Annotated in this window: 22 protein-coding genes; 10 read left to right on the top strand and 12 right to left on the bottom strand. The window is 61.4% G+C overall.

Annotated features, from left to right (window positions below):
- Window positions 1-34 precede the first annotated feature (34 nt).
- Entirely contained in the window at window positions 35-463 is a 429-nt protein-coding gene (locus BMZ10_RS19155) for an acyl-CoA thioesterase (RefSeq protein ID WP_093465867.1), read from the top strand.
- A 57-nt stretch (window positions 464-520) separates the two neighbouring features.
- Here the strand turns inward: BMZ10_RS19155 and BMZ10_RS19150 are convergent, their stop codons facing one another.
- From BMZ10_RS19150 to yrfG, 5 genes are all read right to left on the bottom strand, one after another.
- Window positions 521-994 (bottom strand): glycine zipper domain-containing protein, encoded by a 474-nt coding sequence (locus BMZ10_RS19150; protein ID WP_177182167.1) that lies wholly within the window; start codon window positions 992-994, stop codon window positions 521-523.
- Window positions 995-1,369: 375 nt separating this feature from the next.
- A complete protein-coding gene (locus BMZ10_RS19145; RefSeq protein WP_177182178.1) occupies window positions 1,370-3,700 on the bottom strand; it encodes an FdhF/YdeP family oxidoreductase in 2,331 nt (776 codons plus the stop codon).
- Window positions 3,701-3,702: 2 nt separating this feature from the next.
- The gene (gene fdhD / locus BMZ10_RS19140; RefSeq protein WP_093465861.1) at window positions 3,703-4,542 is read right to left on the bottom strand and encodes a formate dehydrogenase accessory sulfurtransferase FdhD; all 840 of its coding nucleotides are present in this window, start codon (window positions 4,540-4,542) and stop codon (window positions 3,703-3,705) included.
- 95 nt (window positions 4,543-4,637) lie between these two features.
- Window positions 4,638-5,525, bottom strand: a complete 888-nt coding sequence (locus tag BMZ10_RS19135; RefSeq protein ID WP_093465858.1) for a LysR family transcriptional regulator — start codon at window positions 5,523-5,525, stop codon at window positions 4,638-4,640.
- A 126-nt stretch (window positions 5,526-5,651) separates the two neighbouring features.
- Window positions 5,652-6,314, bottom strand: a complete 663-nt coding sequence (gene yrfG, locus BMZ10_RS19130; protein ID WP_093465856.1) for a GMP/IMP nucleotidase — start codon at window positions 6,312-6,314, stop codon at window positions 5,652-5,654.
- A gap of 96 nt (window positions 6,315-6,410) precedes the next feature.
- Here yrfG and nudE point away from each other — a divergent pair, with 96 nt between their 5' ends.
- Both nudE and cysQ read left to right on the top strand, forming a co-directional pair.
- Window positions 6,411-6,977 (top strand): ADP compounds hydrolase NudE, encoded by a 567-nt coding sequence (gene nudE, locus BMZ10_RS19125; RefSeq protein ID WP_093465854.1) that lies wholly within the window; start codon window positions 6,411-6,413, stop codon window positions 6,975-6,977.
- Window positions 6,974-7,816, top strand: a complete 843-nt coding sequence (gene cysQ / locus BMZ10_RS19120; RefSeq protein WP_093465852.1) for a 3'(2'),5'-bisphosphate nucleotidase CysQ — start codon at window positions 6,974-6,976, stop codon at window positions 7,814-7,816. Before nudE ends, cysQ begins: the two co-directional genes overlap by 4 nt.
- A gap of 411 nt (window positions 7,817-8,227) precedes the next feature.
- Here the strand turns inward: cysQ and BMZ10_RS19115 are convergent, their stop codons facing one another.
- From BMZ10_RS19115 to rfbB, 7 genes are all read right to left on the bottom strand, one after another.
- A complete protein-coding gene (locus tag BMZ10_RS19115; RefSeq protein ID WP_093465850.1) occupies window positions 8,228-8,698 on the bottom strand; it encodes a YiiD C-terminal domain-containing protein in 471 nt (156 codons plus the stop codon).
- A complete protein-coding gene (locus BMZ10_RS19110; RefSeq protein ID WP_093465848.1) occupies window positions 8,685-10,064 on the bottom strand; it encodes a sigma-54-dependent transcriptional regulator in 1,380 nt (459 codons plus the stop codon). The genes BMZ10_RS19115 and BMZ10_RS19110 overlap by 14 nt, the downstream gene beginning before the upstream one ends.
- Entirely contained in the window at window positions 10,061-11,875 is a 1,815-nt protein-coding gene (locus tag BMZ10_RS19105) for a sensor histidine kinase (RefSeq protein WP_093465846.1), read from the bottom strand. Before BMZ10_RS19105 ends, BMZ10_RS19110 begins: the two co-directional genes overlap by 4 nt.
- Before the next feature lie 100 nt (window positions 11,876-11,975).
- Complete coding sequence (gene rfbD / locus BMZ10_RS19100) at window positions 11,976-12,857, bottom strand: dTDP-4-dehydrorhamnose reductase (protein WP_093465844.1); 882 nt, start codon at window positions 12,855-12,857, stop codon at window positions 11,976-11,978.
- Window positions 12,854-13,399: a dTDP-4-dehydrorhamnose 3,5-epimerase gene (rfbC, locus tag BMZ10_RS19095; RefSeq protein ID WP_093465842.1), complete on the bottom strand. Its 546-nt coding sequence runs from the start codon at window positions 13,397-13,399 to the stop codon at window positions 12,854-12,856. The genes rfbD and rfbC overlap by 4 nt, the downstream gene beginning before the upstream one ends.
- A complete protein-coding gene (gene rfbA, locus BMZ10_RS19090; RefSeq protein WP_093465840.1) occupies window positions 13,396-14,271 on the bottom strand; it encodes a glucose-1-phosphate thymidylyltransferase RfbA in 876 nt (291 codons plus the stop codon). The genes rfbC and rfbA overlap by 4 nt, the downstream gene beginning before the upstream one ends.
- Window positions 14,268-15,347, bottom strand: a complete 1,080-nt coding sequence (rfbB, locus tag BMZ10_RS19085) for a dTDP-glucose 4,6-dehydratase (RefSeq protein ID WP_093465838.1) — start codon at window positions 15,345-15,347, stop codon at window positions 14,268-14,270. The genes rfbA and rfbB overlap by 4 nt, the downstream gene beginning before the upstream one ends.
- A 281-nt stretch (window positions 15,348-15,628) precedes the next feature.
- Between rfbB and BMZ10_RS19080 the strand changes: the two genes are divergently transcribed.
- The 7 genes from BMZ10_RS19080 (at window position 15,629) to BMZ10_RS19050 (ending at window position 23,930) form a co-directional block, all read left to right on the top strand.
- Window positions 15,629-18,547, top strand: coding sequence for an aminotransferase (locus tag BMZ10_RS19080; protein WP_093465836.1), 2,919 nt, complete (start codon window positions 15,629-15,631; stop codon window positions 18,545-18,547).
- 154 nt (window positions 18,548-18,701) lie between these two features.
- On the top strand, window positions 18,702-19,808 hold the full coding sequence (gene aguA / locus BMZ10_RS19075) for an agmatine deiminase (RefSeq protein ID WP_093465834.1): 1,107 nt from the start codon (window positions 18,702-18,704) through the stop codon (window positions 19,806-19,808).
- Between the two features lie 177 nt (window positions 19,809-19,985).
- Window positions 19,986-20,201: a hypothetical protein gene (locus BMZ10_RS19070; protein WP_093465832.1), complete on the top strand. Its 216-nt coding sequence runs from the start codon at window positions 19,986-19,988 to the stop codon at window positions 20,199-20,201.
- Window positions 20,202-20,455: 254 nt separating this feature from the next.
- Complete coding sequence (locus tag BMZ10_RS19065) at window positions 20,456-21,724, top strand: OprD family porin (RefSeq protein ID WP_093465830.1); 1,269 nt, start codon at window positions 20,456-20,458, stop codon at window positions 21,722-21,724.
- Window positions 21,725-21,846: 122 nt separating this feature from the next.
- Entirely contained in the window at window positions 21,847-22,623 is a 777-nt protein-coding gene (locus tag BMZ10_RS19060; RefSeq protein WP_093465826.1) for an AraC family transcriptional regulator, read from the top strand.
- A gap of 133 nt (window positions 22,624-22,756) precedes the next feature.
- Complete coding sequence (locus tag BMZ10_RS19055) at window positions 22,757-22,930, top strand: DUF1427 family protein (protein ID WP_093465824.1); 174 nt, start codon at window positions 22,757-22,759, stop codon at window positions 22,928-22,930.
- 40 nt (window positions 22,931-22,970) lie between these two features.
- The gene (locus BMZ10_RS19050) at window positions 22,971-23,930 is read left to right on the top strand and encodes a quinone oxidoreductase family protein (RefSeq protein WP_093465822.1); all 960 of its coding nucleotides are present in this window, start codon (window positions 22,971-22,973) and stop codon (window positions 23,928-23,930) included.
- The last annotated feature ends 19 nt before the right edge of the window (window positions 23,931-23,949 follow it).

Here is a 23,949-nt window from a genome sequence, read left to right as displayed (position 1 = left end):
TGCCAGCCACTTCTTGAAGCCGAAGAGGACCACTATGAGTGATACCCCGCAACGCGCCGATTACCGGCACTTTCAGCCAATTACCACGCGCTGGCACGACAACGACATCTACGGCCACGTGAACAACGTCACGTACTACAGCTTTTTCGACAGTGCGGTGAACAGCTATCTCATCGAGCGCGGCGGCCTGGACATTCATGACGGCGAGGTAGTGGGTTTCGTGGTGAGCTCGTCCTGCGACTATTTTGCGTCCATTGCCTATCCCGACAGGATCGAAATAGGTCTGCGTGTGGGCAAGTTGGGCAACAGCTCGGTGCAATACGAGCTGGCCGTCTTCAAAGCCGGGGAAGAGGAGGCTCGGGCAGCGGGACGCTTCGTGCATGTGTTTGTGGATCGTGCTTCGAATCAGCCGGTGCCGATTCCGGCGAGCCTGCGCCTGGCGCTGGAGCAATTGCTGGCCTGAAATGAAAACCGGCCGCGAGTTCGGCGGCCGGTTGTGAAGCAGGTGGTGCGACGCGGGTCAGCGGTGACGCCAGTCGCGACCATGTTTGCGGTGACCATAGGCGTGGCCGCGGCCGTGATGGTAATCGTGGCGGTCGCCACGGTAGCCACGGCGGCGATCATCGTCGTGACGGCTTTCGTCGCCCATGTAGTTACCCAAAGCGCCGCCCGCGCCGCCGCCTGCTGCTGCACCGATCAAGCTGCCAGTGCTGCCACCGACGCTGCGACCGATAACGTTGCCGCCTGCAGCGCCAAGACCGCCGCCGATGGCCGCTTCAGTGCGGTTGCGTCGGTTTGCGCCTACTGCGCCACCGGCCGCGCCGCCCAGGCCTGCGCCAATTGCCGAACCTGTGCTGCCACCAATCTGTTGGCCGACAACTGAACCGAGTACCCCACCCAATGCGCCGCCCACGCCGGCCGTCACGTTATCGCCTGCGCAGGCGAAACCAGTGGCCAGGGAGAGAGACAACAACAGAATCGAGGAATACTTCATGTATGAATGCTCGTAGGGAAGACGAGGCGATCCTGCAATCATGAAGAAAATGTCACAATCGAAATCCGACGAATAGCACGACGTGTATACAAATCCCTAAGTTATTGTTTTTAGGCGGGAACTTAGTGTATTTATTTCAGTCCTACGCTACTTCACACAGGCCCGAATCATGCGATTCGGGCCTTTTTTGTGGCCGGGTTATAAGACTGCTGCGCAGCCGATCGCGGGCAAGCGACGCTCCCGCGCCTTCGGCAGAGTTAAAAGCAATGCCAGCGGGCATCAGACGGATTCTGGAGCTGCACGCAATCGCGCTGCTGCCGGGCACCGGCAGCAAGGCCGGTGCACGCGGTGGGCGTCTGACGCTCCGAAGGCCGGTCAGATGATCCGGGCCACTTCGCTGTGTCGCTCCAGCTTGATCGCCACGAATTTCGACGTCGGAGTGTGGCTGCCGTCGCCGACGCTTTCCAGTGGCACCAGCGGGTTCACTTCGGGGTAATACGCTGCGGCCTGGCCAGCCGGAATGTCGAACGGCAAGAGCGTGAAACCCTTGACCCGACGTTCCACCTCATCACCCCAGATCGACACGATATCGGCCTTCTGGCCCGGCACGAAACCCAGACGGATGATGTCCGCCTCGTTGAGGAACATCACGTCGCGTTGACCTTTCACGCCACGATAGCGGTCATCCAGGCCATAAATCGTCGTGTTGTACTGATCGTGCGAGCGCATTGACTGCATGATCAGGTCAGGCACGATACCGGTGCCCCGAATGCTTTCGTGCAGCAGATCGTTCGGCAACGCGTTGGGTTTGAAGTTGGCGCGCGCACTTGGCGTATTCCAGCGACGCGCACCGGCAGCGTTCCCCAGATAGAAGCCGCCCGGATTCTTGATCTTCTCGTTGAAGTCCTGGAACGACGGAATCGTCTCCGCAATCAGGTTGCGAATGCGGCTGTAGTCGGCGACCAGCCAGAGCCAGTCCACCGGCTGCTTGCCCAGTGTGGCGTTAGCGATGCCCGCCAGAATCGCCGGTTCCGATCGCATGTGCGGCGACAGAGGTTTGAGCTGGCCGTTAGAGGCATGAACCATGCTGAACGAATCCTCAACGGTGACCGCTTGCGGGCCTTCGGCCTGAATGTCGATGTCGGTGCGGCCGTAGCACGGCAGAATCAGCGCCTCTTTGCCATGCATCAAATGGCTGCGGTTCAGCTTGGTGCTGATCTGCACGGTCAGGTCGCAGTTGCGCAACGCTTCAAACGTGCGCGGGCTGTCCGGCGTCGCTTGAGCGAAGTTGCCGCCCAGACCGATGAAAACCTTGGAGCGGCCTTCGAGCATGGCGTGGATGGCTTCAACGACGTTGTGGCCATTTTCACGAGGGACTTTGAACTGGAAGCGTTTTTCCAGTGCGTCCAGGAAAAACGCCGGCGGACGCTCATTGATGCCCATGGTGCGGTCGCCCTGCACGTTACTGTGGCCGCGTACCGGGCACAGGCCAGCGCCCGGCTTGCCGATGTTGCCGCGCAGCAGCATCAGGTTGGCGACTTCCTGAATCGTCGGTACCGAATGACGATGCTGGGTAATGCCCATCGCCCAGCACATGATCACGTTCTTGCCTTTGACGTACATGCGCGCTGCGCGCTCGATGTCGTCCAGCGGCAAGCCCGATTGCTCGACGATGAACTCCCAGGTGGTGTCATCGATAGCGGCCAGATACTCCGAAATACCGTTGGTGTGTTCGTTGAGGAACGCGTGGTCGAAGATCGCCGGCTGATTGTTCGCCTGTGCCTCGCGCTCCCATTGCAGCACGAATTTGGCCATGCCGCGCAGCAGCGCCATGTCGCCGCCCAGCGCCGGGCGGAAGTAAGCGGTGTTGGTCGGTTCGGAGCCGTTGCTGAGCATCTCGATCGGGTGTTGCGGATGCTGGAAGCGCTCCAGGCCACGCTCTTTGAGCGGGTTCACGCAGACCACCTGAGCACCGCGCTTGACCGCCTCACGCAGCGGCTCAAGCATGCGCGGGTGGTTGGTGCCCGGGTTCTGGCCGAGGACGAAAATGGCATCGGCGTGTTCGAAGTCATCGAAGGTCACGGTGCCTTTGCCGACGCCCACGCTTTGCGACAGCGCCACGCCACTGGCTTCGTGGCACATGTTCGAGCAGTCGGGGAAGTTGTTGGTGCCATAAGCGCGCACGAACAGCTGATACAGATACGCTGCTTCGTTGCTGGCCCGACCCGAGGTATAGAACTCGGCCATATTCGGGCTGGGCAGGTTGTTCAGGTGCTTGGCGATCAACGCAAACGCGTCGTCCCAGGCAATCGGCTTATAGCGGTCGGATTCAGCGTCGTAGACCATCGGCTCGGTCAGACGGCCCTGATACTCCAGCCAGTAATCGCTTTGCTCAAGCAGGGAGCTGACGCTGTAACGCGCGAAGAAGGACGGGTCGACACGGCGCTTGGTGGCCTCCCAGTTAACCGCCTTGGCGCCGTTTTCGCAGAACTTGACCATGCCGCTTTCCGGCGAGTCGCCCCACGCGCAGCCCGGGCAGTCGAAACCGCCGTTCTGGTTGGTCTTGAGCATCATGCGCAGGTTTTTCAGCGCGTTGTCACTGGTCAGCCAGGCTTGGGTAACGCTGATAAGTGCGCCCCATCCACCGGCCGGACCTTTGTAGGGCTTATAGCGTGGGACTGGGGTCTTGTCGGCTTGTTTGTGCATGCTCACGCTTTGTTCTCCAAGGCAGGGCTATAAACCCGTGGCGCGCTGTGTTTAGGCAAATGGATCAGATTGAGGTTGTGACGACGTGCCCATTGCAGCGCCAGGCCCGTAGGCGAGGACAGGCTGACAAGGGTCTGAATGCCGGCACGCAAGACTTTTTGAATGAGCTCCAGGCTGCAACGGCTGGTGACCACGGCCAGGCCGCCAGAGGTCGGGATGTTCTGACGGATCAATGCGCCAATCAGTTTGTCGAGGGCGTTGTGGCGGCCGATGTCTTCACGCCCCAGCAACAGTTGGCCCTGATCGTTCATGAACATGGCCGCATGGACCGCGCCGCAATGCTCGCCCAGTGGTTGAAATTCACTCATGCGTTCGCGCAGCCCTTCCAGCCAGTGGGCCGGAGGCAAAGGCGCGCCGGGCAGCACGTTGAGTTCGGGAAGCGCCTGTTCCACCGCCTCTACGCCACACAGACCACAACCGCTGGTGCCAGCGAGCTGTCGACGCTGGGTTTTCAGGTACCAGAATGCGCGGCTGGCGATCTCGACTTCTGCTGTTTGCGCAGAGCCGCAGCCGCCGAGCTTGATGTCGTAGATTTCGTCTGCCGATTCGATGATGCCGCTGCCAATGCTGAAGCCGACGATGAAGTCTTCCAGATCAGTCGGGGTTACCAGCATCACCGCCTGACTGATGCCGTTGAAGGCAATAGCCAGCGCCACCTCTTCGGCAAGCACGTTCGGCTCGCAGGTGTCGTGGGCAAGATTGGAGTAACTGTACGAATGGCTTGCGGCGGGCGCGGGCAGTTGTTTTGCGGGCGCCGTGGTCTCCGTGTGCTTGGCTTGCATCAGGAATTACCGGCAGATTATTCAAGCCCTAAGCCTAGGCCTCTGCTTGCATAACGTCTAATCGCTAGTACTGATGCCGCGATAGATGACGTCGATCAAGAAGGCTCGATCATTTTCTGGTACAGCGCAAAGCTGGCTTCGGCCAGCGCAGAGCGGGGCGCCGAGCGGCGCATGATCAGGCCCAGGCGGGCCAGCGTCTGAGCCTGTTCGATGGGCTGCAGCCGCAGGTGCTCGGTGAGCGTTTCCAGGCCGCCATACAGGGGCATGATTGCGCAACAGAATCCGCCATGAACCGCCTGCAGCAGTTGATGCACTGCGTCGGTCTGAAGGATGGGCTGCGGATGCAGGCCGCGGCTGTGGAAATTATGATCGATCGACTGGCGAAAATGCATGCCGCTGGTGAGCATGCCCAGCGGCAACTCGATGAGGCTTTCCCAACTCAGCGGCTCTTCGCCGAAGCTGAAATAGCGCTGGTCGTACATCAGTCCCATGCGTGTTTCTGCCAGCTCCAGCGAGTCGAAGCGCTCGGTATCGAGACGGTCCAGATAGGAAACGCCCAAGTCCAGACGGTTGCTCGCGAGCTGGTCCAGAATCTGCTCGGAACTGAGCGCCGACAGCTCGAAGCGCATGTTCGGATGAGTGCTGTGCAGGCGTTGCAAGAGTGGCAATGGATCGAAGTTGGACAGCGGCACCACGCCCAACCGCAATGTGCCGACCAGATGACCTCGACAGGCAGCGGCTTCAGCCTGCAAGCCGTCGTAGGCTGCCAATACAGTGCGGGCCCACGCCAGCACGCGTTCGCCCGGCGCGGTAAACCCTTCGAAGCGCTGCCCCCGGTTGACCAGCGGCAAGTCCAGTTCTTCCTCAAGGCTGCGCAGCCGCATGGACAGGGTTGGCTGAGTGATGTGGCAACGTGCGGCGGCCTGTCCGAAGTGACGGGTTTCGTCGAGGGCGATCAGGAATTTCAGCTGTTTGATGTCCATTGTCACTCCGCAAGGCACAGGGCTGGCCCGGCGATTCTAGCGCGGCAGGATGTCGCATGGGGTGCTGATTGCCGCCAGCTGCGTCAGTTGCGCGCGAGCAGCGTTACCCCCGCAATGCGCCGCGCCTTACAAACCCTGAATCAGCTGGCGGTAATCCTCTACCGCCGCGAATTCCTCGGTGTCCTTCGGCCCCTTGCGGCTGTCGGGTTCCCGGACCGCCAGCAGGTGTTTGACGCCATAGCGTCCCGCGCTGCGCAGGATCGGCAGGGTGTCATCGATGAACAGGCTGCGCGCCGGATCGAAGTTGATGTCGGCGTGCAGCGCGTCCCAGAACTGCGGGTTCTCCTTGGGGAAACCGTAATCGTGAGAACTGATCAGGCGCTCGAACCAGGGCGCCAGTTGCAGACGCTCCATTTTCAGCGACAGCGAGTCGCGATGGGCGTTAGTGATCATGATCACGCGTTTGCCGGCCTGATTGATGGCCGCCAGAAAGGTCTCCGCGTCGGGCCGTAACGCGATCAGATGGGCAATTTCGGCCTTCAGGTCCTTCACCGACAGCTTGAGTTCCGCACTCCAGAAATCGGTGCAATACCAGTTCAGCGTTCCAGCGTTCTTTTCGAACAGTGGCATGAGTTCCATCTTTGCCAGGCTCAGGCTCACGCCGTGCAGCTGCGCATAGCGCTGGGGCAAATGCTCCAGCCAGAAATGGTTATCGAAATGCAGATCCAGCAGCGTTCCGTCCATATCCAGCAAAACGGTGTCGATATCGCGCCATGGCAAAGAAGGCATAAAGGTCCTCGGCATTGAAAAAGTCGCGGTGGCTATCCGACGACGACTTTCGGAAAACCCGCGGTATAGTACCCCGTCTACGCCAAGGAGCCTGTCATGCGCCAGAAACCCACCGTGCTTGCCCGCGAAATCGTCGCCAGTAGTCGTCTGTTCCGAGTCGAAGAAGTGCAGTTGCGCTTCTCCAACGGCGTCGAGCGTGTGTATGAGCGTCTGGTCGGCCGCGGCAACGGTTACGGCGCCGTGATGATCGTGGCCATGCTCGATGCAGAGCACGCGGTACTGGTCGAGGAATACTGCGGTGGCACCGATGAATACGAGTTGTCGCTGCCCAAGGGCCTGGTCGAGCCGGGCGAAGATGTGCTGGCCGCCGCCAACCGGGAGCTCAAGGAAGAGGCCGGATTCGGGGCGCGCACGCTGGAACATTTGACCGAACTGTCGCTCTCGCCTGGTTATATGAGCCAGAAGATTCAGGTGGTGCTGGCCACCGATCTGTATGAAGAGCGCCTGCCCGGGGACGAGCCTGAGCCGATGCGAGTGGACAAGGTCAATCTGCGCGAGTTGTCGAGTCTTGTGCAGCACCCGCAATTCACCGAAGGGCGGGCGCTGGCGGCGCTGTACCTGGCGCGCGACCTGCTCGCCCAGCGTGGGGATTTCAAGCCATGAGCCGAGCGTTCGCCGATTTTCCGCACCCATTGATGGCCCCCGTCATGGAGCTTTGTCGTCGCGCGGGCGAGGCGATTCTGCCGTTCTGGCGCGCCGATGTGCACGTGATGGCCAAGTCTGATGATTCGCCTGTCACGGCTGCTGATCTGGCGGCCCACGACGTGCTGGCCGCCGGTTTGAAGGCGCTGGCTCCGGACATTCACATTTTGTCTGAAGAAGACGCCGACATCCCGTTGAGCGAGCGCGGGCAGTGGCAGCGCTGGTGGCTGGTGGACCCGCTGGATGGCACCAAGGAATTCATTTCGGGCAGCGAAGAATTCACGGTCAACGTCGCGCTGATCGAAAACGGTCGCGTGGTGTTCGGCGTGGTGTCGATGCCGACTACCCAACGCTGCTACGTCGGCGGCGCCGGGCTGGGCGCGTGGCGCAGTGACGATGACACGCACCTTGCGCCCATTCGCGTGCGCGACGTGCCGCCGAAGGGGGAGGCGTTCACGGTGGTCGCCAGCCGTCGTCACTCAAGCCCCGAGCAAGAGCGATTGCTGGCCGGGCTGTCTGCCGCAGTTGGCGAATTGCAACTGACCAACGTCGGCAGCTCGCTGAAATTCTGCCTGCTGGCCGAAGGTGCTGCCGATTGCTATCCGCGTCTGGCGCCCACGTCGCAGTGGGACACTGCCGCGGCGCAGGGCGTGCTCGAAGGCGCAGGCGGTGTGGTGCTCGATCTGGCGGGAAATACGTTCGACTATCCGGCGCGCGAGTCGCTGCTCAACGAGTTTTTTCTGGCGTTGCCGGCAGAGGCCGCATGGCGCGAGGCGTTGGTCGAGTTGGCGAAGGGCTGACACTGCGTGTCGCCCAGGCGTAGATCCTGTGGGGAGGAGCTTGCTCGCGAAGCCTGATTTCCACCCGCTGCATCTCTATAGCATGCACCGGCCTCTTCCCGGCTAAAGCCAGTCCTACGGACGCCGCAAGCTTTTCGCAGGACGGGGTGCGGCCAGTCCTACGGACGCCGCAAGCTTTTCGCAGGACGGAGTGCGGCCGGTCCTACGGACGCCGCAAGCTTTTCGCAGGACGGGGTGCGGCCAGTTCTACGGACGCCGCAAGCTTTTCGCAGGACGGGGTGCGGCCGGTCCTACGGACGCCCCAAGCTTTTCGTAGGACCGGCTTTAGCCGGGAAGGCGTCAGGTTTGTCGCCGTGGATCAAATGGGGCATTAACACAGTTGGCTCACGCCCAGAAGTGTTCGCAGCACAGTCAGCGATGCAATACATACTGGCCGACAAACTCCACCGCCGACTCTTCCGAGTCCTTCGCCACAATGCGGGTGTTCAGCGACAGCCGCGCGCGCCCTCGGCGCTGATACATCTTCACGAACCTCTCCCACGTCGCATCATCCGGCGCTTCGCAGATCGCCACGCCATCGCGCTTGACCGGGAGGGGATAGCTGATCTGCCCCTCCTGAATCACGATATGGCCGTCGTCGATGCCGGCTTCCTTCAGGCGCAGATACAGCCAGCCCCAGCCCGCCAGCACGGCGCCGCAATACAGGCTGCCGCCGAACAGTGTGCTCTTGTGGTTGATGTTCTGTGCCAGCGGCAGATGCAGGCGCAATTGATGGTTTTGCCAGCTGATCACCTGCATGCCCATGTCGCGGGTCAGGGGAATGTCCTGATGCAGGACCTCCTGCAGCTCGCGGGCTTTCGAATCTGGATCAATCGTTGTCATCGGAACCGCCACCACTGAACGTCAGACCATGTTTACGCAACTTGTCGTGCAGGGTCTTGCGGGGCACGTCCAGCGCTTCGGCCAGGCTGCGAACGGAGCTGTGCGGGCGGGTCAGTTCGGCGGCGATCAGGGCGCGCTCAAACGCCTCGACCTGCTCGCTCAGTCCCCCGCCGGACGAAGGCAGGTCATCCCGCGGACCGCCTTCAAGCTCAAGCTCGAGTCCCAGGGCAAAGCGCTCGGCGGCATTTTGCAGCTCGCGCACATTGCCCGGCCAGGTGTGTCGCAGCAGCATCGCCCTGTGCCCCGGCTGCAGTTCGTGGCGCGGCAAGCCGTGGCGCAGGCTGGCACCATCGGCGAAATGCTGGAACAGCACCAGCGCATCTTCGCCCCGTTCGCGCAACGGCGGAATACGCAGCGGCGCGACGTTGAGCCGGTAGTACAAGTCCGGCCGGAATCTGCCCTGATCAGCGGCTTGCCGAAGGTCTTCCTTGGTCGCCGCAATGACACGGATGTCCAGCGGGATCAGTTGATTGCCGCCGAGCCGCTCGACCACCCGCTCCTGCAACAGGCGCAGCAGCTTGACCTGCACGTCCATGCTCATGCTCTCGATTTCGTCGAGAAACAGCGTGCCGCCGTTGGCGAATTCGAATTTGCCGATACGGCGCTTTTGCGCGCCCGTGAACGCGCCGGGTTCGTGACCGAACAACTCGCTTTCAACCACCGACTCGGCCAGCGCACCGGCGTTGATCGCCACGAACGGGCCATTCCGGCGGTTGGACAGATCATGCAATGCGCGCGCGACGACTTCTTTGCCGGCGCCGGTTTCACCCAGAATCAACACATCGGCCTTGGTGGCGGCGAGTGCGCCAATCTGATCACGCAATCGCTGGATCGACGGGCTGAGGCCGACGAGGCGCGTGCTCAATTGCTGGCGGTCGCTGAGCTCCAGACGCAGGCTGCGGTTGTCCAGCACCAGACGGCGCAACGCCAGGGCGCGCCGCACGCTGTCGAGCAGGGCGTCGCTGGCGAAAGGTTTTTCAAGAAAATCGTACGCGCCCGCACGCATCGCCTGTACCGCAAGCGGCACATCGCCGTGCCCGGTGATCAGCAATACCGGAAGATCAGCGTCCTGCGCGTGCAACTGGTTCAGCAGTTCAAGGCCGTCGATGCCGGGCATGCGAATGTCGCTGACGATCACGCCCGGCCAGTCGCGCTCGATGCGGGCCTGCACACCTTTGGCGTCACTGAGCGGCAGAATTTTCAGGCCGGCCAGATCCAGGGTCTGGCTCAGCGCCTGGCGCAAGTGCGGGTCGTCGTCGATCAGCACAACCTGTATGCGGCTGTCGATGGCGGTGTCCGTGGTCATGCAGATAGATCCTCCGGCGGTTGAAGGTTGACTCCCGAGGCACCGGTGCGCATACGTAAGGTCAGCAGCGCGCCGCCTTCGGGATGATTGGCGAACAGCAACTCGCCGCCCAGTGCGCGCATCAGCGTATCGCAGATCGCAAGCCCGAGCCCCAACCCCTGTGTGCGGGTCTTGGTGGTGAAAAACGGTTCGCGGGCGTGTTCCAGCGCCTCCCTGGAAAAGCCCGGACCGTTGTCCCGAATGTACAGGCTGACGCCCTCGGCGTTGTGCTCGGCACTGATCCACAGTTTGCGCGGCGGGCCTTTTTCGGTCAGTGCATCCAGCGCGTTCGCGAGCAGATTGCCCAGCACCTGGCGCAAGCGCGTCTCGCCTGCCTGGACCCACAACGTGGCGTCGGGCAGGTCACGGATCAGCTCCACTTCCATCGCCCGGCGACGCTTGGCAAGCAGTGCCAGTGCATCGTCCAGCGCTGGCTGCAGCGCCACGCTTTCAGGGGCATGACGATCCCGCCGCGCAAATGCGCGCAAATGAGCAATGATCGAGGCCATTCGCCCGGTCAGTTCGCTGATCAGTTTCAGATTGCCCCGGGCGTCGTCAGTGCGCTGATGATCGAGCAGCACTTCGGCGTTCTCTGCGTAGCTGCGGATCGCCGCCAATGGCTGGTTGAGTTCGTGGCTGATGCTGGCCGACATCGTCCCCAGCGCCGACAGCTTGCCTGCCTGAACCAGCTCGTCCTGAGCACGGAACAGCTCTTGTTGCGCCTGTTCGCGCTCCAGCACTTCCTGACGCAGGCGTCGGTTGAGCCCTTCCAGATCGCTGGTGCGCTCGATCACCCGGGCTTCCAGCTCACGCCGTGCCCGCGCCTCGAAGTCGATCCGGTCCAGGTAATGCCGGCGCCGCTGCATCATGATGCCCAGCAGCAGCATCAAAACGAGCAGGGTTGCGCCACCAATGGCGACAACCGTGCGCACAGGCCGTGACACCAGCACCTTGGGCGCCAGAATGTTCACGCTCCAGCCGGTTTCATCGATCTGTTGGGTCTGCGTCAGCCAGCCGTTTTCGTCCAGTTGCAGCGGCCGGGGATCTCGGGTCGGGTAGGGCTGAATGGCGATGATCGCCTGCTTTTCTTCCTCGCTCAGCGGGCGCGTGGCCCTGAAGCGCCAGCTGGGGTTGGAGGTCAGAATCACCACACCGTTGTGGTCGGTGACCAGCAGTTGCTCAGGGGTCTTGCCCCACAGCGTTTCGGTCAGGTCCAGATCGACCTTGACCACGAGCACGCCGATCACGGTGTTGCCGTCGCGCACGGCGGCGGCGAAGAAGTAACCGCGTTTGGCCGACGTGGTTCCCAGACCAAAGAAACGGCCGAGATTGCCTGCCATCGCGTTGCTGAAGTAGGGGCGGAACGCGAAGTTGCGGCCGACGAAACTGTCGCGTTTGTCCCAGTTCGAAGCGGCAAGGGTGTCGCCGTTCGGCGCCATCAGGTAGATGACTTCGGCACCGGTCTGGCGCGCGGTATTCATCAACAGCTGGTTGGCGCTGTCCTGGGTGTGTTTGTCCTGAGGGTTGGCGAGCATGGCGCGCAGGCCGGGAAGGTCGCCCAGAATTTGCGGCAGGACTTCGTAGCGGTGCAGGGTGCCGAGCAGGTTGGCGACGTACAGATCGAGTGTCTGGCGATTCTGGCTCAACAGTTCGTTGCGATAGTAATGTTCGGCCAGACGTTCGAGCGGCCACAGCAGCGGCGCCAGGCACAGTGCAAGCAGGGCGAGGCTGCGCCATCGGGGACGGCGTGGTAGAGAGGAAGTGCTGGTCATTGAATCGCCCGAGGGGTCCGTTGCGATGCCTGGTTCGTGCTGTTCAGGCGCTGCAGTGTGCTCGGCCCGGCTGCCCTGGCATCGGTTGGCGCCATTATGCCTAGCGCTGCTGCGCTAAGCACTCCAGCAGTGCATCGTGCCAGTCCGGTTGGCTCACCCCCCACTCACGCTGCAGGCGACTGCAATCCAGACGCGAATTGAGCGGGCGAACGGCAGGGGTCGGGTAGGCGCTGGATGGGATGGGCTCAAGGACCGCGCATGGCTTGCCGTCTTTGACCAGTTGCTCGCCAATGGCTTGAGCGAAGCCGAACCACGAAGTCTCGCCACTGGCCGTCAGGTGATACACGCCCCAAGCGCCGGGCCTGCCTTCGCGCCAGCGCTCGATCAACTGCCGCGTGCTCTGGGCGATGGTGCCTGCCCACGTCGGCGCGCCGATCTGGTCAGCAACGATGGTGAGCTTCTCGCGCTCCTGCAGCAGGCGCTGCATGGTCAGCAGAAAGTTGCGTCCTGTCAGCGAATAGACCCAACTGGTGCGCAGAATAAGTGACTGCCCGCCCGCTGCCGAGATCGCCTGTTCGCCCGCCAGCTTGCTCTGGCCGTACACCCCGAGAGGGTTTGGCGCGTCATGCTCGTTCCACGTTCCCTCTTTGCTGCCATCGAAAACATAGTCGGTGGAGTAGTGAATGAACGGGATCCCCAGCGCTGCGGCTTCTTGAGCAAAAACGCCCGGCGACGTCGCATTGATCGCGAAGGCCAGATCCGGTTCGCTCTCGGCCTGATCCACCGCCGTGTGCGCGGCAGCGTTGATGATCAGATCCGGCTGAATGCGGCGGACCACCTCGCCGATAGACTCGGGCCGGCTCAGGTCCAGTTGATCGCGGCCCAACACGATCAACTTGCCCAGATCCTTCAGGCTCTGCTGCAACGCCTGCGAGACCTGCCCGTGCTGTCCGCTGATCAATATCCGCAGCGATGCACTCATTCGAAGACGTCCGCGTCTTTAAGGGTTTTCCCGACCTGATCCTTGGCCGACAGCTTGGGCGGCTCCGTCAGGCCCCAGTCGATGGCCAGTTCTTCATCGTCCCAGCGAATGCAGCGCTCGGCCGACGGGGTGTAGTAGTCAGTGGTCTTGTACAGGAATTCGGCGTAATCGCTCAGCACCAGAAACCCGTGGGCGAATCCTGGCGGAATCCATAGCTGCCTGGCGTTCTCGGCGGACAGCTCAAGCCCGAACCATTTGCCGAAATGGCTGGAGCCGCGACGGATATCCACAGCGATGTCGAGCACCTTGCCCGCCGTGACCCGCACCAGTTTGCCCTGCGGGTTTTCGATCTGATAATGCAGGCCGCGCAACACGCCTTTCTGCGAGCGTGAATGGTTGTCCTGCACAAACTGCGCGTCGACCCCGGTTGCCTCGGCGAAGGCCTTGGCATTGAAGCTCTCGTAGAAGAAGCCACGCTCATCGCCGAACACCCTGGGTTCGATGATGAGGACTTCTGGCAACTCAGTCTCGATGACGTTCACTGACTTTCCCCTGCGACTTTGAACAGGTACTGACCGTAGCCGGTCTTGCCGAAATAGTCAGCCCGTTTGAGCAGGTGCGCGCGGTCGATCCAGTCATTCTGGAACGCGATCTCTTCAAGGCATGCGACCTTCAGGCCTTGTCGGTGCTCGATGGTCTGCACGTATTGCGACGCATCGAGAAGGCTGTCGTGAGTCCCGGTATCGAGCCAGGCGAAGCCGCGGCCAAAGCGCTCTACGCGCAGATCTCCGCGCTTGAGGTAGGCGTTGTTGACGTCAGTGATCTCCAGCTCGCCGCGGGGCGATGGCTTGACGTTCTTGGCGATCCGGATCACTTCGTTATCGTAGAAATACAGCCCGGTGACGGCGTAGCTGGACTTCGGCGCCTTGGGTTTTTCCTCGATAGACAATGCGTGCCCGTCCTTGTCGAAGTCGATCACGCCAAAGCGCTCCGGGTCTTTGACCCAATAGCCGAACACAGTGGCGCCAGCTTTCTGTTCTGCTGCGCGCTTGAGTTGGTCGCTGAAATGCTGACCGTGGAAGATGTTGTCGCCCAGAATCAGGCAGACCGAATCATCACCGATGAATTCTTCCCCGATCAGAAACGCCTGCGCCAGCCCGTCAGGTTTGGGCTGCTCGGCATAATGGAAGTGCACGCCGAACTGGCTGCCGTCGCCCAATAGCGCTTTGTATTGGGGAAGGTCCAGCGGCGTCGAGATAATCAGGATTTCTTTGATGCCCGCCAGCATCAATACCGAGATCGGGTAATAGATCATCGGTTTGTCGTAGATAGGCAGCAGTTGTTTGGAGACCCCGAGGGTGATGGGGTGCAAACGGGTGCCGGAGCCACCAGCCAGTACAATTCCCTTAGTCATGCGATCAGATCCTTCACGTTGGTGCCCAAGCGTTCACCTTGATAGCTGCCGTCCTGCACGTTGCGGCACCATTCCAGGTTGTCCAGATACCACTGCACGGTTTTGCGCAGCCCTGATTGGAAAGTCTCTTGCGGTGTCCAGCCCAGCTCGCGCTCGATCTTGCTGGCGTCGATGGCGTAGCGCATGTCATGGCCCGGTCGATCGGTCACGTAAGTGATCAGGTCGGCATAGTGCGCGACACCTTTGCGTTGATCAGGCGCCAGCTCTTCGAGCAACGCGCAGATCCCGCGCACGACATCGATGTTCTTCTGCTCGTTGTGGCCACCGATGTTGTAGGTCTCACCGACCTTGCCCTCGGTGACGACCTTGAGCAGTGCGCGGGCGTGGTCTTCGACGAACAGCCAGTCACGCACCTGCAAGCCGTTGCCATAGACAGGCAGCGGTTTACCGGCCAGGGCATTGAGGATCACCAGCGGGATGAGCTTTTCCGGAAAGTGGAACGGACCGTAGTTGTTCGAGCAGTTGGTCACCACCACGGGCAGGCCGTAGGTGCGCTGCCAGGCCCGGACCAAGTGGTCCGAAGCAGCCTTGCTGGCCGAATATGGCGAGCTTGGCGCATAAGGTGTCGTCTCGGTGAACAGGTCGTCGACCCCGTGCAGGTCGCCATACACTTCGTCGGTCGAGATGTGATGGAAGCGAAAGGCCGCGCGTTCGGCTTCAGGCAAGGTCTGCCAGTAGCCACGGGTCGCTTCGAGCAGGCTGTACGTGCCGACGATGTTGGTCTGAATGAATTCTGACGGTCCATCGATCGAGCGGTCGACATGCGATTCGGCCGCCAGGTGCATGATCGCATCGGGTTTGAAGCGCGCCAGCACTTTGCTGACGCCGGCCTGATCGACGATGTCCTGCTGAACGAACTCATAACGAGTGTTGGTTGCGATGCTCTGCAGCGATTCGAGGTTGCCTGCGTACGTCAGTTTGTCGAAGTTCAGTACGTCATGGTCGGTGTTGTTGATCAAATGGCGGATCAGCGCAGAACCGATAAAACCGGCGCCACCGGTGACAAGTATTCGCATAGCTAAACCTTCTTCCCTGGATGGACGTCAAGATACGAAGCATAGCTTGTGGGCGGGCGGTGCCCACGCGCAAGGCGCAAAGCGCCCATCGGCCATGAAATTAATTGATTGCCAAGCCCTGAAAGCGTCATAAAACCGCCGCGACTGTTTCACGGGCTTAACGGCTACACTATCTATCGATCAGGTCTGGTTTTTCTTTATGGCACCTCGCGATGGGGTTGCCTAAAACCCGTGCAACTGGCGATATTGCCTGCTTCCTCTCGTCTACAGGGCTTTCGCTCATGCCGCTTGCCACCTTGATACGTCGATCCAGTCTTCCGTGCCCGGAAATCAGCGCTGTGCAAGCTGCCGGATTGCTGGCGACGTATTACGGGCTGTCGGGAACGTTGAAGGAGCTGGGCAGTCATCAGGATCGCAATTTCCTGCTCGATTGCGGGGACGGGCGGCGTTTCGTGCTGAAAATCTGCCACGGCGATTACTCGACGGTAGAACTGCAAGCCCAGCATGCCGCATTGGCGCACCTGCGCAATCGACCTGACGTGCGAGTCCCGGCGGTGCAGCGCACGCTGGAAGGCCAAGACTTGCTATCCATCGACGTCGACGGCAATGCGGTGCACGCCCGGTTGCTGGAGTTCATCGACGGCCAGCCGCTTGCTCATGTCTCGCACCTGAGCCCCCACGTTGCTACCCGGTTGGCCGAGCTTTGCGCCAGAGCCGACAGGGCGCTGGCCGACTTCGAACACCCAGGGCTTTCGCGCATTCTGCAGTGGGACCCGCGCCACGCCAGTGCACTGATCAAACACCTGCTCCCGGTGATCGACAGCGCCGAGAAGCGCGCTTGCATCGCCGAAGCAGCCGAGCAGGCGCACGCCCATCTGTTGCCGTTAATCAGCGCGCTGCCGGTGCAGGCCATCCACATGGACATCACCGAGTACAACGTGGTCTGGGAGCGCGACGCTCATCATCAATGGCAACTGAAGGGTCTGATCGACTTCGGCGATCTTGTCAGCACCTGGCGCATCGCCGACCTGTCGGTGACTTGCGCGGCGTTGCTGCACCATGCCGAGGGCGACCCACTTTATATAGTGCGGGCCGTCAAGGCGTATCACGCGATCAACCCGCTTGGCCGCGCAGAGCTGCAAGCGTTGTGGCCGCTGATCGTGGCGCGTGCAGCCGTGCTGGTGCTCAGCAGCGAGCAGCAGGCGAATATCGAGCCGGACAACGCGTACATACAGGCCAACCTCGCCAGCGAATGGAACATCTTTGATGTGGCGACTTCGGTCCCGGTAGCGCTGATGCAAGCGGCGATTCTCGACGCCGTGGGCCAAGGTGCGGAAGAGAACGTCATCGAGACGTTTTCTCCCTTGTTGCCGAGTCTGAGTGGCCAGCCTTTCACGCTGGTCGATCTGGGTGTGCTCAGCGAACATTTCGATGCGGGTAACTGGGAGCAGTCCGGAATCGATGAGCGGTTACTCAAGGAAGCTGCGCAGCGCCATGGCCTGACAGCGAGCCGCTACGGCGAATATCGGCTGTCGCGAACCCTGGCCGACAGCGCGAAAGAGCCGGAGACATTCGCCCTGCATGTGGAATTGCAGATTCCCCATGGCACTGCCGTGCATGCGCCGTTCGCCGGCTCGCTGCGCCACACCGCGGATGGTGCGCTGCTGCTGAAGGGCGCTGAGTCGAACCTGCGTCTCTGGGGCGTGCGTTCGGACTTCGATTCGGGCGTCGAATTCGGGGCCGGCGACGTCGTCGGGCAGGGCGGCGGTTCGCTGATCGTGCAGCTGTGTTCGCTCCCGGATCTGAGCCCGCCGTTGTTCACAACACCTTCGCGCGCGGCCGCGTGGCGCACGCTGTGCCCGTCACCCAAGCGCTTGCTGGGTTTTGACTGTGACGCCCCGGCGCTTGAAAACCCGGATGAGTTGCTGGCGCGTCGGGATGCCAGCTTTGCCCGATCGCAAAAGCACTATTATCAGGCGCCACCACAGATCGAGCGGGGTTGGCGCAACCATCTGATCGACATGCAGGGCCGCTCCTATCTGGACATGCTCAACAATGTCGCGGTGCTCGGTCACGGTCATCCGCGCATGGCCCAGGTCGCGGCGCGGCAGTGGTCATTGCTCAACACCAACTCGCGTTTTCACTACGCGGCCATCGCTGAGTTTTCCGAGCGGCTGCTGAAGCTCGCGCCTGCGGGCATGGATCGGGTATTTCTGGTCAACAGCGGCACCGAAGCGAACGATCTGGCCATCAGACTGGCGTGGGCTTACAGCGGCGGGCGCGATGTGCTGAGCGTATTGGAGGCCTACCACGGCTGGTCGGTGGCGACCGATGCGATCTCCACTTCCATCGCTGACAACCCGCAAGCCCTGAGCACGCGCCCGGACTGGGTTCATCCGGTGGTTGCGCCCAACACCTGGCGTGGCGAATTCCGAGGCGCCGACAGCACACCGTTTTATCTGAAGAATGTCGAGGCGCACCTGAGTCGGCTGGCCGAACAGGGACGCCAGGTTGCCGGATTCATCTGCGAGCCGGTGTATGGCAATGCCGGCGGCATTTCGCTGCCGCCCGGGTATCTGCAGCAGGTCTATCAGAAGGTGCGCGAGCAGGGCGGCGTGTGCATCGCCGACGAGGTGCAAGTCGGCTATGGCCGTCTGGGCCATTATTTCTGGGGCTTTGAGGAACAGGGCGTGGTCCCGGACATCATCACCATGGCCAAAGGAATGGGCAACGGCCAGCCGCTCGGCGCTGTCATCACGCGTCGCGAAATTGCCGAGGCGCTGGAGGCTGAGGGGTATTTCTTCTCGTCTTCGGGAGGAAGCCCGGTCAGTTGCCGGATCGGCATGGCTGTACTGGATGTCATGGAAGAGGAGCAGCTTTGGGAGAACGCGCGGTCGGTGGGCGATTACTTCAAAGAGCGGCTGATGGCGCTCGTTGATCAACATCCTCTGGTCGGCACAGCTCATGGTTCGGGCTTTTATCTGGGGCTGGAGTTGGTGCGTGATCGCCAGACCCTGGAACCTGCCACCGAAGAAACCACATACCTGTGCGATCGGTTGCGCGAGCTGGGGATATTCATGCAGCCGACTGGCGATTACCTGAACATCCTGAAGATCAAACCGCCGATGGTGACCACCCGTCGCAGCGTGGATTTCTTCGTGGATAACGTGTCGAAGGTGCTGAGCGAGCTTGAAGGTTGAGCGTCCCATGAGTCGGCTGCCAGATTATTATCCGCCCTGATTTGAAATCTTCGAACCAAAGAGACAGGAAATGGCTTTTTTATTCGATTTTTATCGGCTATAAGGTGCGTTCTCTGCCGCTAAGCTTCGACGAACAGATGGAGTCCTGAATACTGTGACCACTCTCAACAGCACACCCCGCGTCGATGGCTTCTACATGCCAGCCGAATGGGCCCCGCAAACCCAGACCTGGATGGTCTGGCCCGAGCGTCCGGACAACTGGCGCCTGGGCGGCAAGCCGGTGCAGAGCGCCCATGTCGCGGTGGCCAAGGCGATCGCCCGTTTCGAGCCTGTGACTGTCGCGGTGTCCGCGGGTCAGTATGACAACGCCCGGGCGCGTCTGGATGTGCCGAACATTCGTGTCGTCGAGATCAGCAACGACGACGCATGGGTGCGCGATACCGGCCCGACCTTTGTCATCAACGACAGCGGCGAAGTACGGGGCGTGGATTGGGACTTCAACGCGTGGGGTGGTTTCGACGGCGGCCTGTATTCGCCGTGGAACCTGGACTCCGCGCTGGCAAGCAAGGTGTTGGAAATCGAGCGCTGCCCTCGTTATGCCACTGAAGGTTTCGTGCTCGAAGGCGGCTCGATTCACGTCGACGGCGAAGGCACGCTGATCACCACTGAGGAATGCCTGCTCAACCGCAATCGCAACCCGCACCTGAATCGTGAAGAAATCGAAACGGTGCTGCGCGATTATCTGTCGGTCGAGAAGATCATCTGGCTGCCGGACGGTCTGTACAACGACGAAACAGACGGCCACGTGGATAACTTCTGCTGTTACGTGCGGCCTGGCGAAGTTCTGCTGGCCTGGACGGATGACCCGAAAGACCCGAACTTCCCGCGTTGCCAGGCGGCGATGGGTGTTCTGGAAAACGCCCGTGACGCAAAAGGTCGGCCTTTCATCGTGCACAAAATGCCGATTCCGGGTCCTTTGTTCGCCACGCAAGAAGAGTGCGATGGCGTTGATCAGGTGCACGGCAGCCAGGAGCGCAACCCTTCGGTGCGTCTTGCCGGATCGTATGTGAACTTCCTGATCGTCAACGGCGGAATCATTGCTCCCAGCTTCGATGATCCACTGGACGAAACTGCCCGCCAGATCCTTCAGAAATTGTTCCCGGAGCATGAGGTCGTGATGGTGCCGGGCCGCGAGCTGCTGCTGGGCGGTGGCAATATTCACTGCCTGACCCAGCAACAGCCGGCGCCACACCGCCGCTGAGTTGGTTCACTTCTTGCTGTCTTGAAGCCCATCGAACGATGGGCTTTTTTGTGGGTAGCGTTTTCTCGAGTGTGCCGCGACACAGCGCCATTGCGTTACCTGAACAGTTACCCGGTTCGTTCGTCTGTAACAAAAGCACCGTAAATTTCGCGGTCCAAGACGCAAGAGGTTATCCCAATGAACGCAGGTCATGAGTTGCAAGTGACTCGAGGTTTGTCTGCGAGCAGTGAAGCACGGCAGATGATGGCGGACTGGTTACGGATAACCCAGGCTCCCCGTTCACAGGAGCAGGCACAGGCGCCCGATTACCGGGACATGCTGGTCAAACGCTATCCGCGCGGCCTGATCAACGATGCGGAACTTGAGGCGCTGCTGGGCATTCTTCACGGCTGAAACGCGCGCCGTTCCCCAGTCGGGAAGGGCGTGAGCCGTATGTCTGTTCGGGGTTCATCAAATTGACATGCCTGTATGTGGCGGATAGCATTCGCGCCTCCACCGCCTGTGGCCAAGCGCCATGTACGTGCATCAGTAGTCCACTGCGATGATTTCGTGCTGGCTTCCGGAGTGTTTTTTCGTTCCGGGAGACGCAATTACCTGTCCGGGTATTTGCCACAGCGTGCGATTAATCTGCTCACAAGGACAACAAGATGAAACAGCGTATCGGTTTGCTCGCTCTGGGCATCTTCGCCGCCAGCCACGCCATGGCGGATGGCCAGGCAGACGCCAACGGCTTTGTCGAAGACAGCAGCCTGAAGGTCAATCTGCGTAACGCGTACATCAATCGCGATTACAAGAACGGCCCTCAAGACCGCGCCGAGTGGGGCCAGGCGTTCATGGCCAACTATTCGTCCGGTTTCACCCAGGGCACCGTGGGCGTGGGCGTCGATGCGTTCGGCCTGTACGCGGTACGTCTGGACGGTGGCAAGGGTAAGAGCGGTGCCGGCGGTATCGACTTCTTCAAGCAAGGCGACAGCGGCAATGCTGCCGACGACCTGCAGCGCTTCGGCGGCGCGGTCAAATTCCGTATCTCCAACACCGTGCTCAAATACGGCGACATGATGCCCGAGCTGCCGGTGCTGAGTTACGACAACTCGCGTCTGCTGCCAGAAACCTACACCGGCACCATGATCACGTCCGAAGAGATCAAAGACCTCAAGCTGGTGGCTGGCCGTTTCACGGGTCTGACCCGCAAGAGCGCCGAAGGCCGTGACAGCGGCGACCTGAAGAGCATCAACGTCTACGGTGCCGCCTACAAGTTCACCGACGCCCTGAGCGGCGCGTTCTACGCCTCCGACGACGAAGACACGCTGAAGAAGCAATACGTGAACCTGAACTACGTTTGGGCACTGCCGAAGGATCAGTCGCTGACCTTCGACTTCAACGGCTACAAGACCAAGCTGGACAAGGACGTTGCGGTCAATGACGACCGTGACAACAAGATCTGGTCCCTGGCCGCGACGTGGGCTGTGGGCATCCACTCCTTCACCCTCGCGCACCAGCGCAGCACCGGTGAAACCGGCTACAACTACGGCGGCTACCGTAACAACGGCGGTTTCAGCGATGGCGGCAACACCATTTACCTGTCCAACTCCTACTGGTCGGACTTCAACGGCAAGGATGAGCGCTCCTGGCAGGCCGGCTATGGCGTGAACCTGGCCACCGTCGTCACGCCTGGCCTGAGCTACAAGGTTGCTTACGTTCGCGGCGACAACATCGACGACGGGTCAGGCCGTGGTCGTGGCGAAGAGCGCGAACTGTTCAGCCAACTGAGCTACGTCGTGCAAAGCGGTCCGGCAAAAGACCTGTCCGTGCGTCTGCGCAACTCGTTCCTGCGCGTTTCCAACGATGTCGATCAGTACAACGTTGGCGGTAACGAAACCCGCATCTTCATCGACTACCCGATCAACGTTTTCTGATGTTGAACGGCTGTTGAGCTGACGTTGCAAAGAGCGCCCCGGTCCCGTGACCGGGGCGTTTTTGTTTCGTCGGTCGATCTTCCGTTAACATCGCAACTTTCCCACTTCCGCCGGTCACCGTCATGGCCCTAGCCGCGCCGCCCGATCTCTCCGACACCGCCGTCGCCGTGCAGCCTCTGTCCCGAACGTACCCGCGCGGTTTGTACATCGAGCCGCACGAACACGACTGGGGGCAGGTGCTGTACGCGATGTCGGGCGTGATGTGGGTGGAAACGCCGCATGAGGCGCTGGTCGTGCCGCCGCAACGCGCCGTGTGGTTGCCGCCCGGCGTGCCCCATGGCATTCGGGTCGTCTCGGACCTGGAAATGCGCAATATCTACCTGCGTCCCGCGTTGGCTCACACGCTGGACACGACGGTTCAGGTGCTGGAAGTCGGCCGACTACTGCGCGAACTGATCGTTGGCCTGGTCGCCGAACAGGACAAGGACTCCGAGTATTACGACGCCCTGGCCGGGCTTGCGCTGCTCGAGCTCAAGCGGGCCAGGCGCTCGCTGTTGAAGGTGCCAATGCCCGATGACAGTGACCGCCGGCTGATGAATGTCTGCCAGGCGGTGATGATCGAGCCCTCGATTGATATTCCGTTCGAGCAGCATGCGGAAAATGCGGGAGCGAGCGTCCGGACGCTGTCGCGCCTGTTTCTGGCCGTACTCGGCATGGGATTCGCGGAGTGGCGGCGGCAGGTGCAACTGGCGACTGCGGTGGCCGAGATCATTCAAGGCGTGCCGGTCAGCGTGATCGCCCGATCCATGGGTTACTCGCCCAGCAGCTTCAGTGACATGTTCCGCCGCGAACTGGGCATGGCGCCGTCGCAATACCCTCTGGGAGAGCAGGCAGGCTGACGCCGCTGATCACTGTCCGAAATTCAGAAGTACTTGGCCGGTAGCCTTTTCGGCCTCTCCTTACACTCTGGTTATCGCTTGACGCCGCCGCGCCGCAATTGTGCCGCGCGCCGCCAGATTTCCGGAGTTTCCCATGAGCTACATCATCTCCCTCACTATCGGTATCGCCGTCGGATTGCTGTACGGCGCCCTGGATTTTCGCTCACCGGCGCCGCCTCTGGTCGCGCTTGTCGGCCTGCTCGGCATGCAGGCAGGCGAGAAGCTGTGGCCGATGGGCCGTCAGTTGTTCGCCAACCTGATTTCTTGAATCGACCCGAATCTTCCGTCTGACACCTGGATTTGACGCTATGAAAGCACTGCAATTTTCCCGAACCGGCGACCTGGCTGCGCTGGAAGTCGTCGAGCTGCCAACACCCGTGCCTGCAGAAGGTGAGGTGCTGGTGCAGATCAAAGCGGCGGGCTTGAACCCCAGCGACGTCAAGAACGTGCTCGGGCGTTTCCCGTACACCACGCTGCCTCGGGTTCCAGGCCGCGATTTCGCCGGCGTGGTGATTGAAGGCCCGCAGGAGCTGGTCGGCCAGGAGGTCTGGGGCACCGGCAATCAGATCGGTTTTTCGCGCAATGGCTCTCATGCCGGTTACATCACGCTCTCGGCCAAAGGTGTCGCACTCAAACCCAAGTCCTTGAGTTTCGTTCAGGCCGCCAGCCTCGGCGTGCCTTACACCACGGCGTGGGACGCGCTAGAGCGCAGCCTCGTGGGCGCCAAAACACGCTTGCTGGTGATCGGTGCCAATGGCGCGGTCGGCAGCGCGGCCATCGCCTTGGCGCGGGTTCGGGGTGCGCAGGTGCTGGCGGCGGTGCGTCGACCCGAGCAGCTCAACGCGTTGCGCGAACAGGGCTTCGAGGCGATTCTCCTCGACACACCTGAACAGCTGGGCGCGCAGGTCAATGAAGTGTTTCCGGGCGGCGCCGATGTGATTTTCGACACCACTGGCTTCTGGCTGCCGGCCGCGGTTCCAGCGCTTGCGCAGTTCGGCCGCATCGCGATCATTGCGGCACCGGTGGACGGCCATGTGCAACTGCCGGCGCTGGCGCTCTACCGCAAGGGCGGCTCGGTGGTGGGCATCAACTCGCTGCTGTATGGCGTTGAGGCCTGCGCGCGCATGCTCGAGCAGTTCGGCAAGCTGTTCGACGACGGCACGCTGCCGCTGCCCAACGGGCTGATCGAGTCCCCTCTGGACGACGGCCTGGCGCGTTACACCCAGGTGAACGCAGGCGCAGCCGAGAAAGTCATTCTGCTGCCCTGACCGGTAATCGCCGGCAGGC

Source organism: Pseudomonas sp. NFR16, assembly GCF_900108875.1.
Taxonomy (GTDB): Bacteria; Pseudomonadota; Gammaproteobacteria; order Pseudomonadales; family Pseudomonadaceae; genus Aquipseudomonas.
Note: the sequence above shows the minus strand (reverse complement) of the source record. Positions and strands in the feature narration are given on the sequence as shown.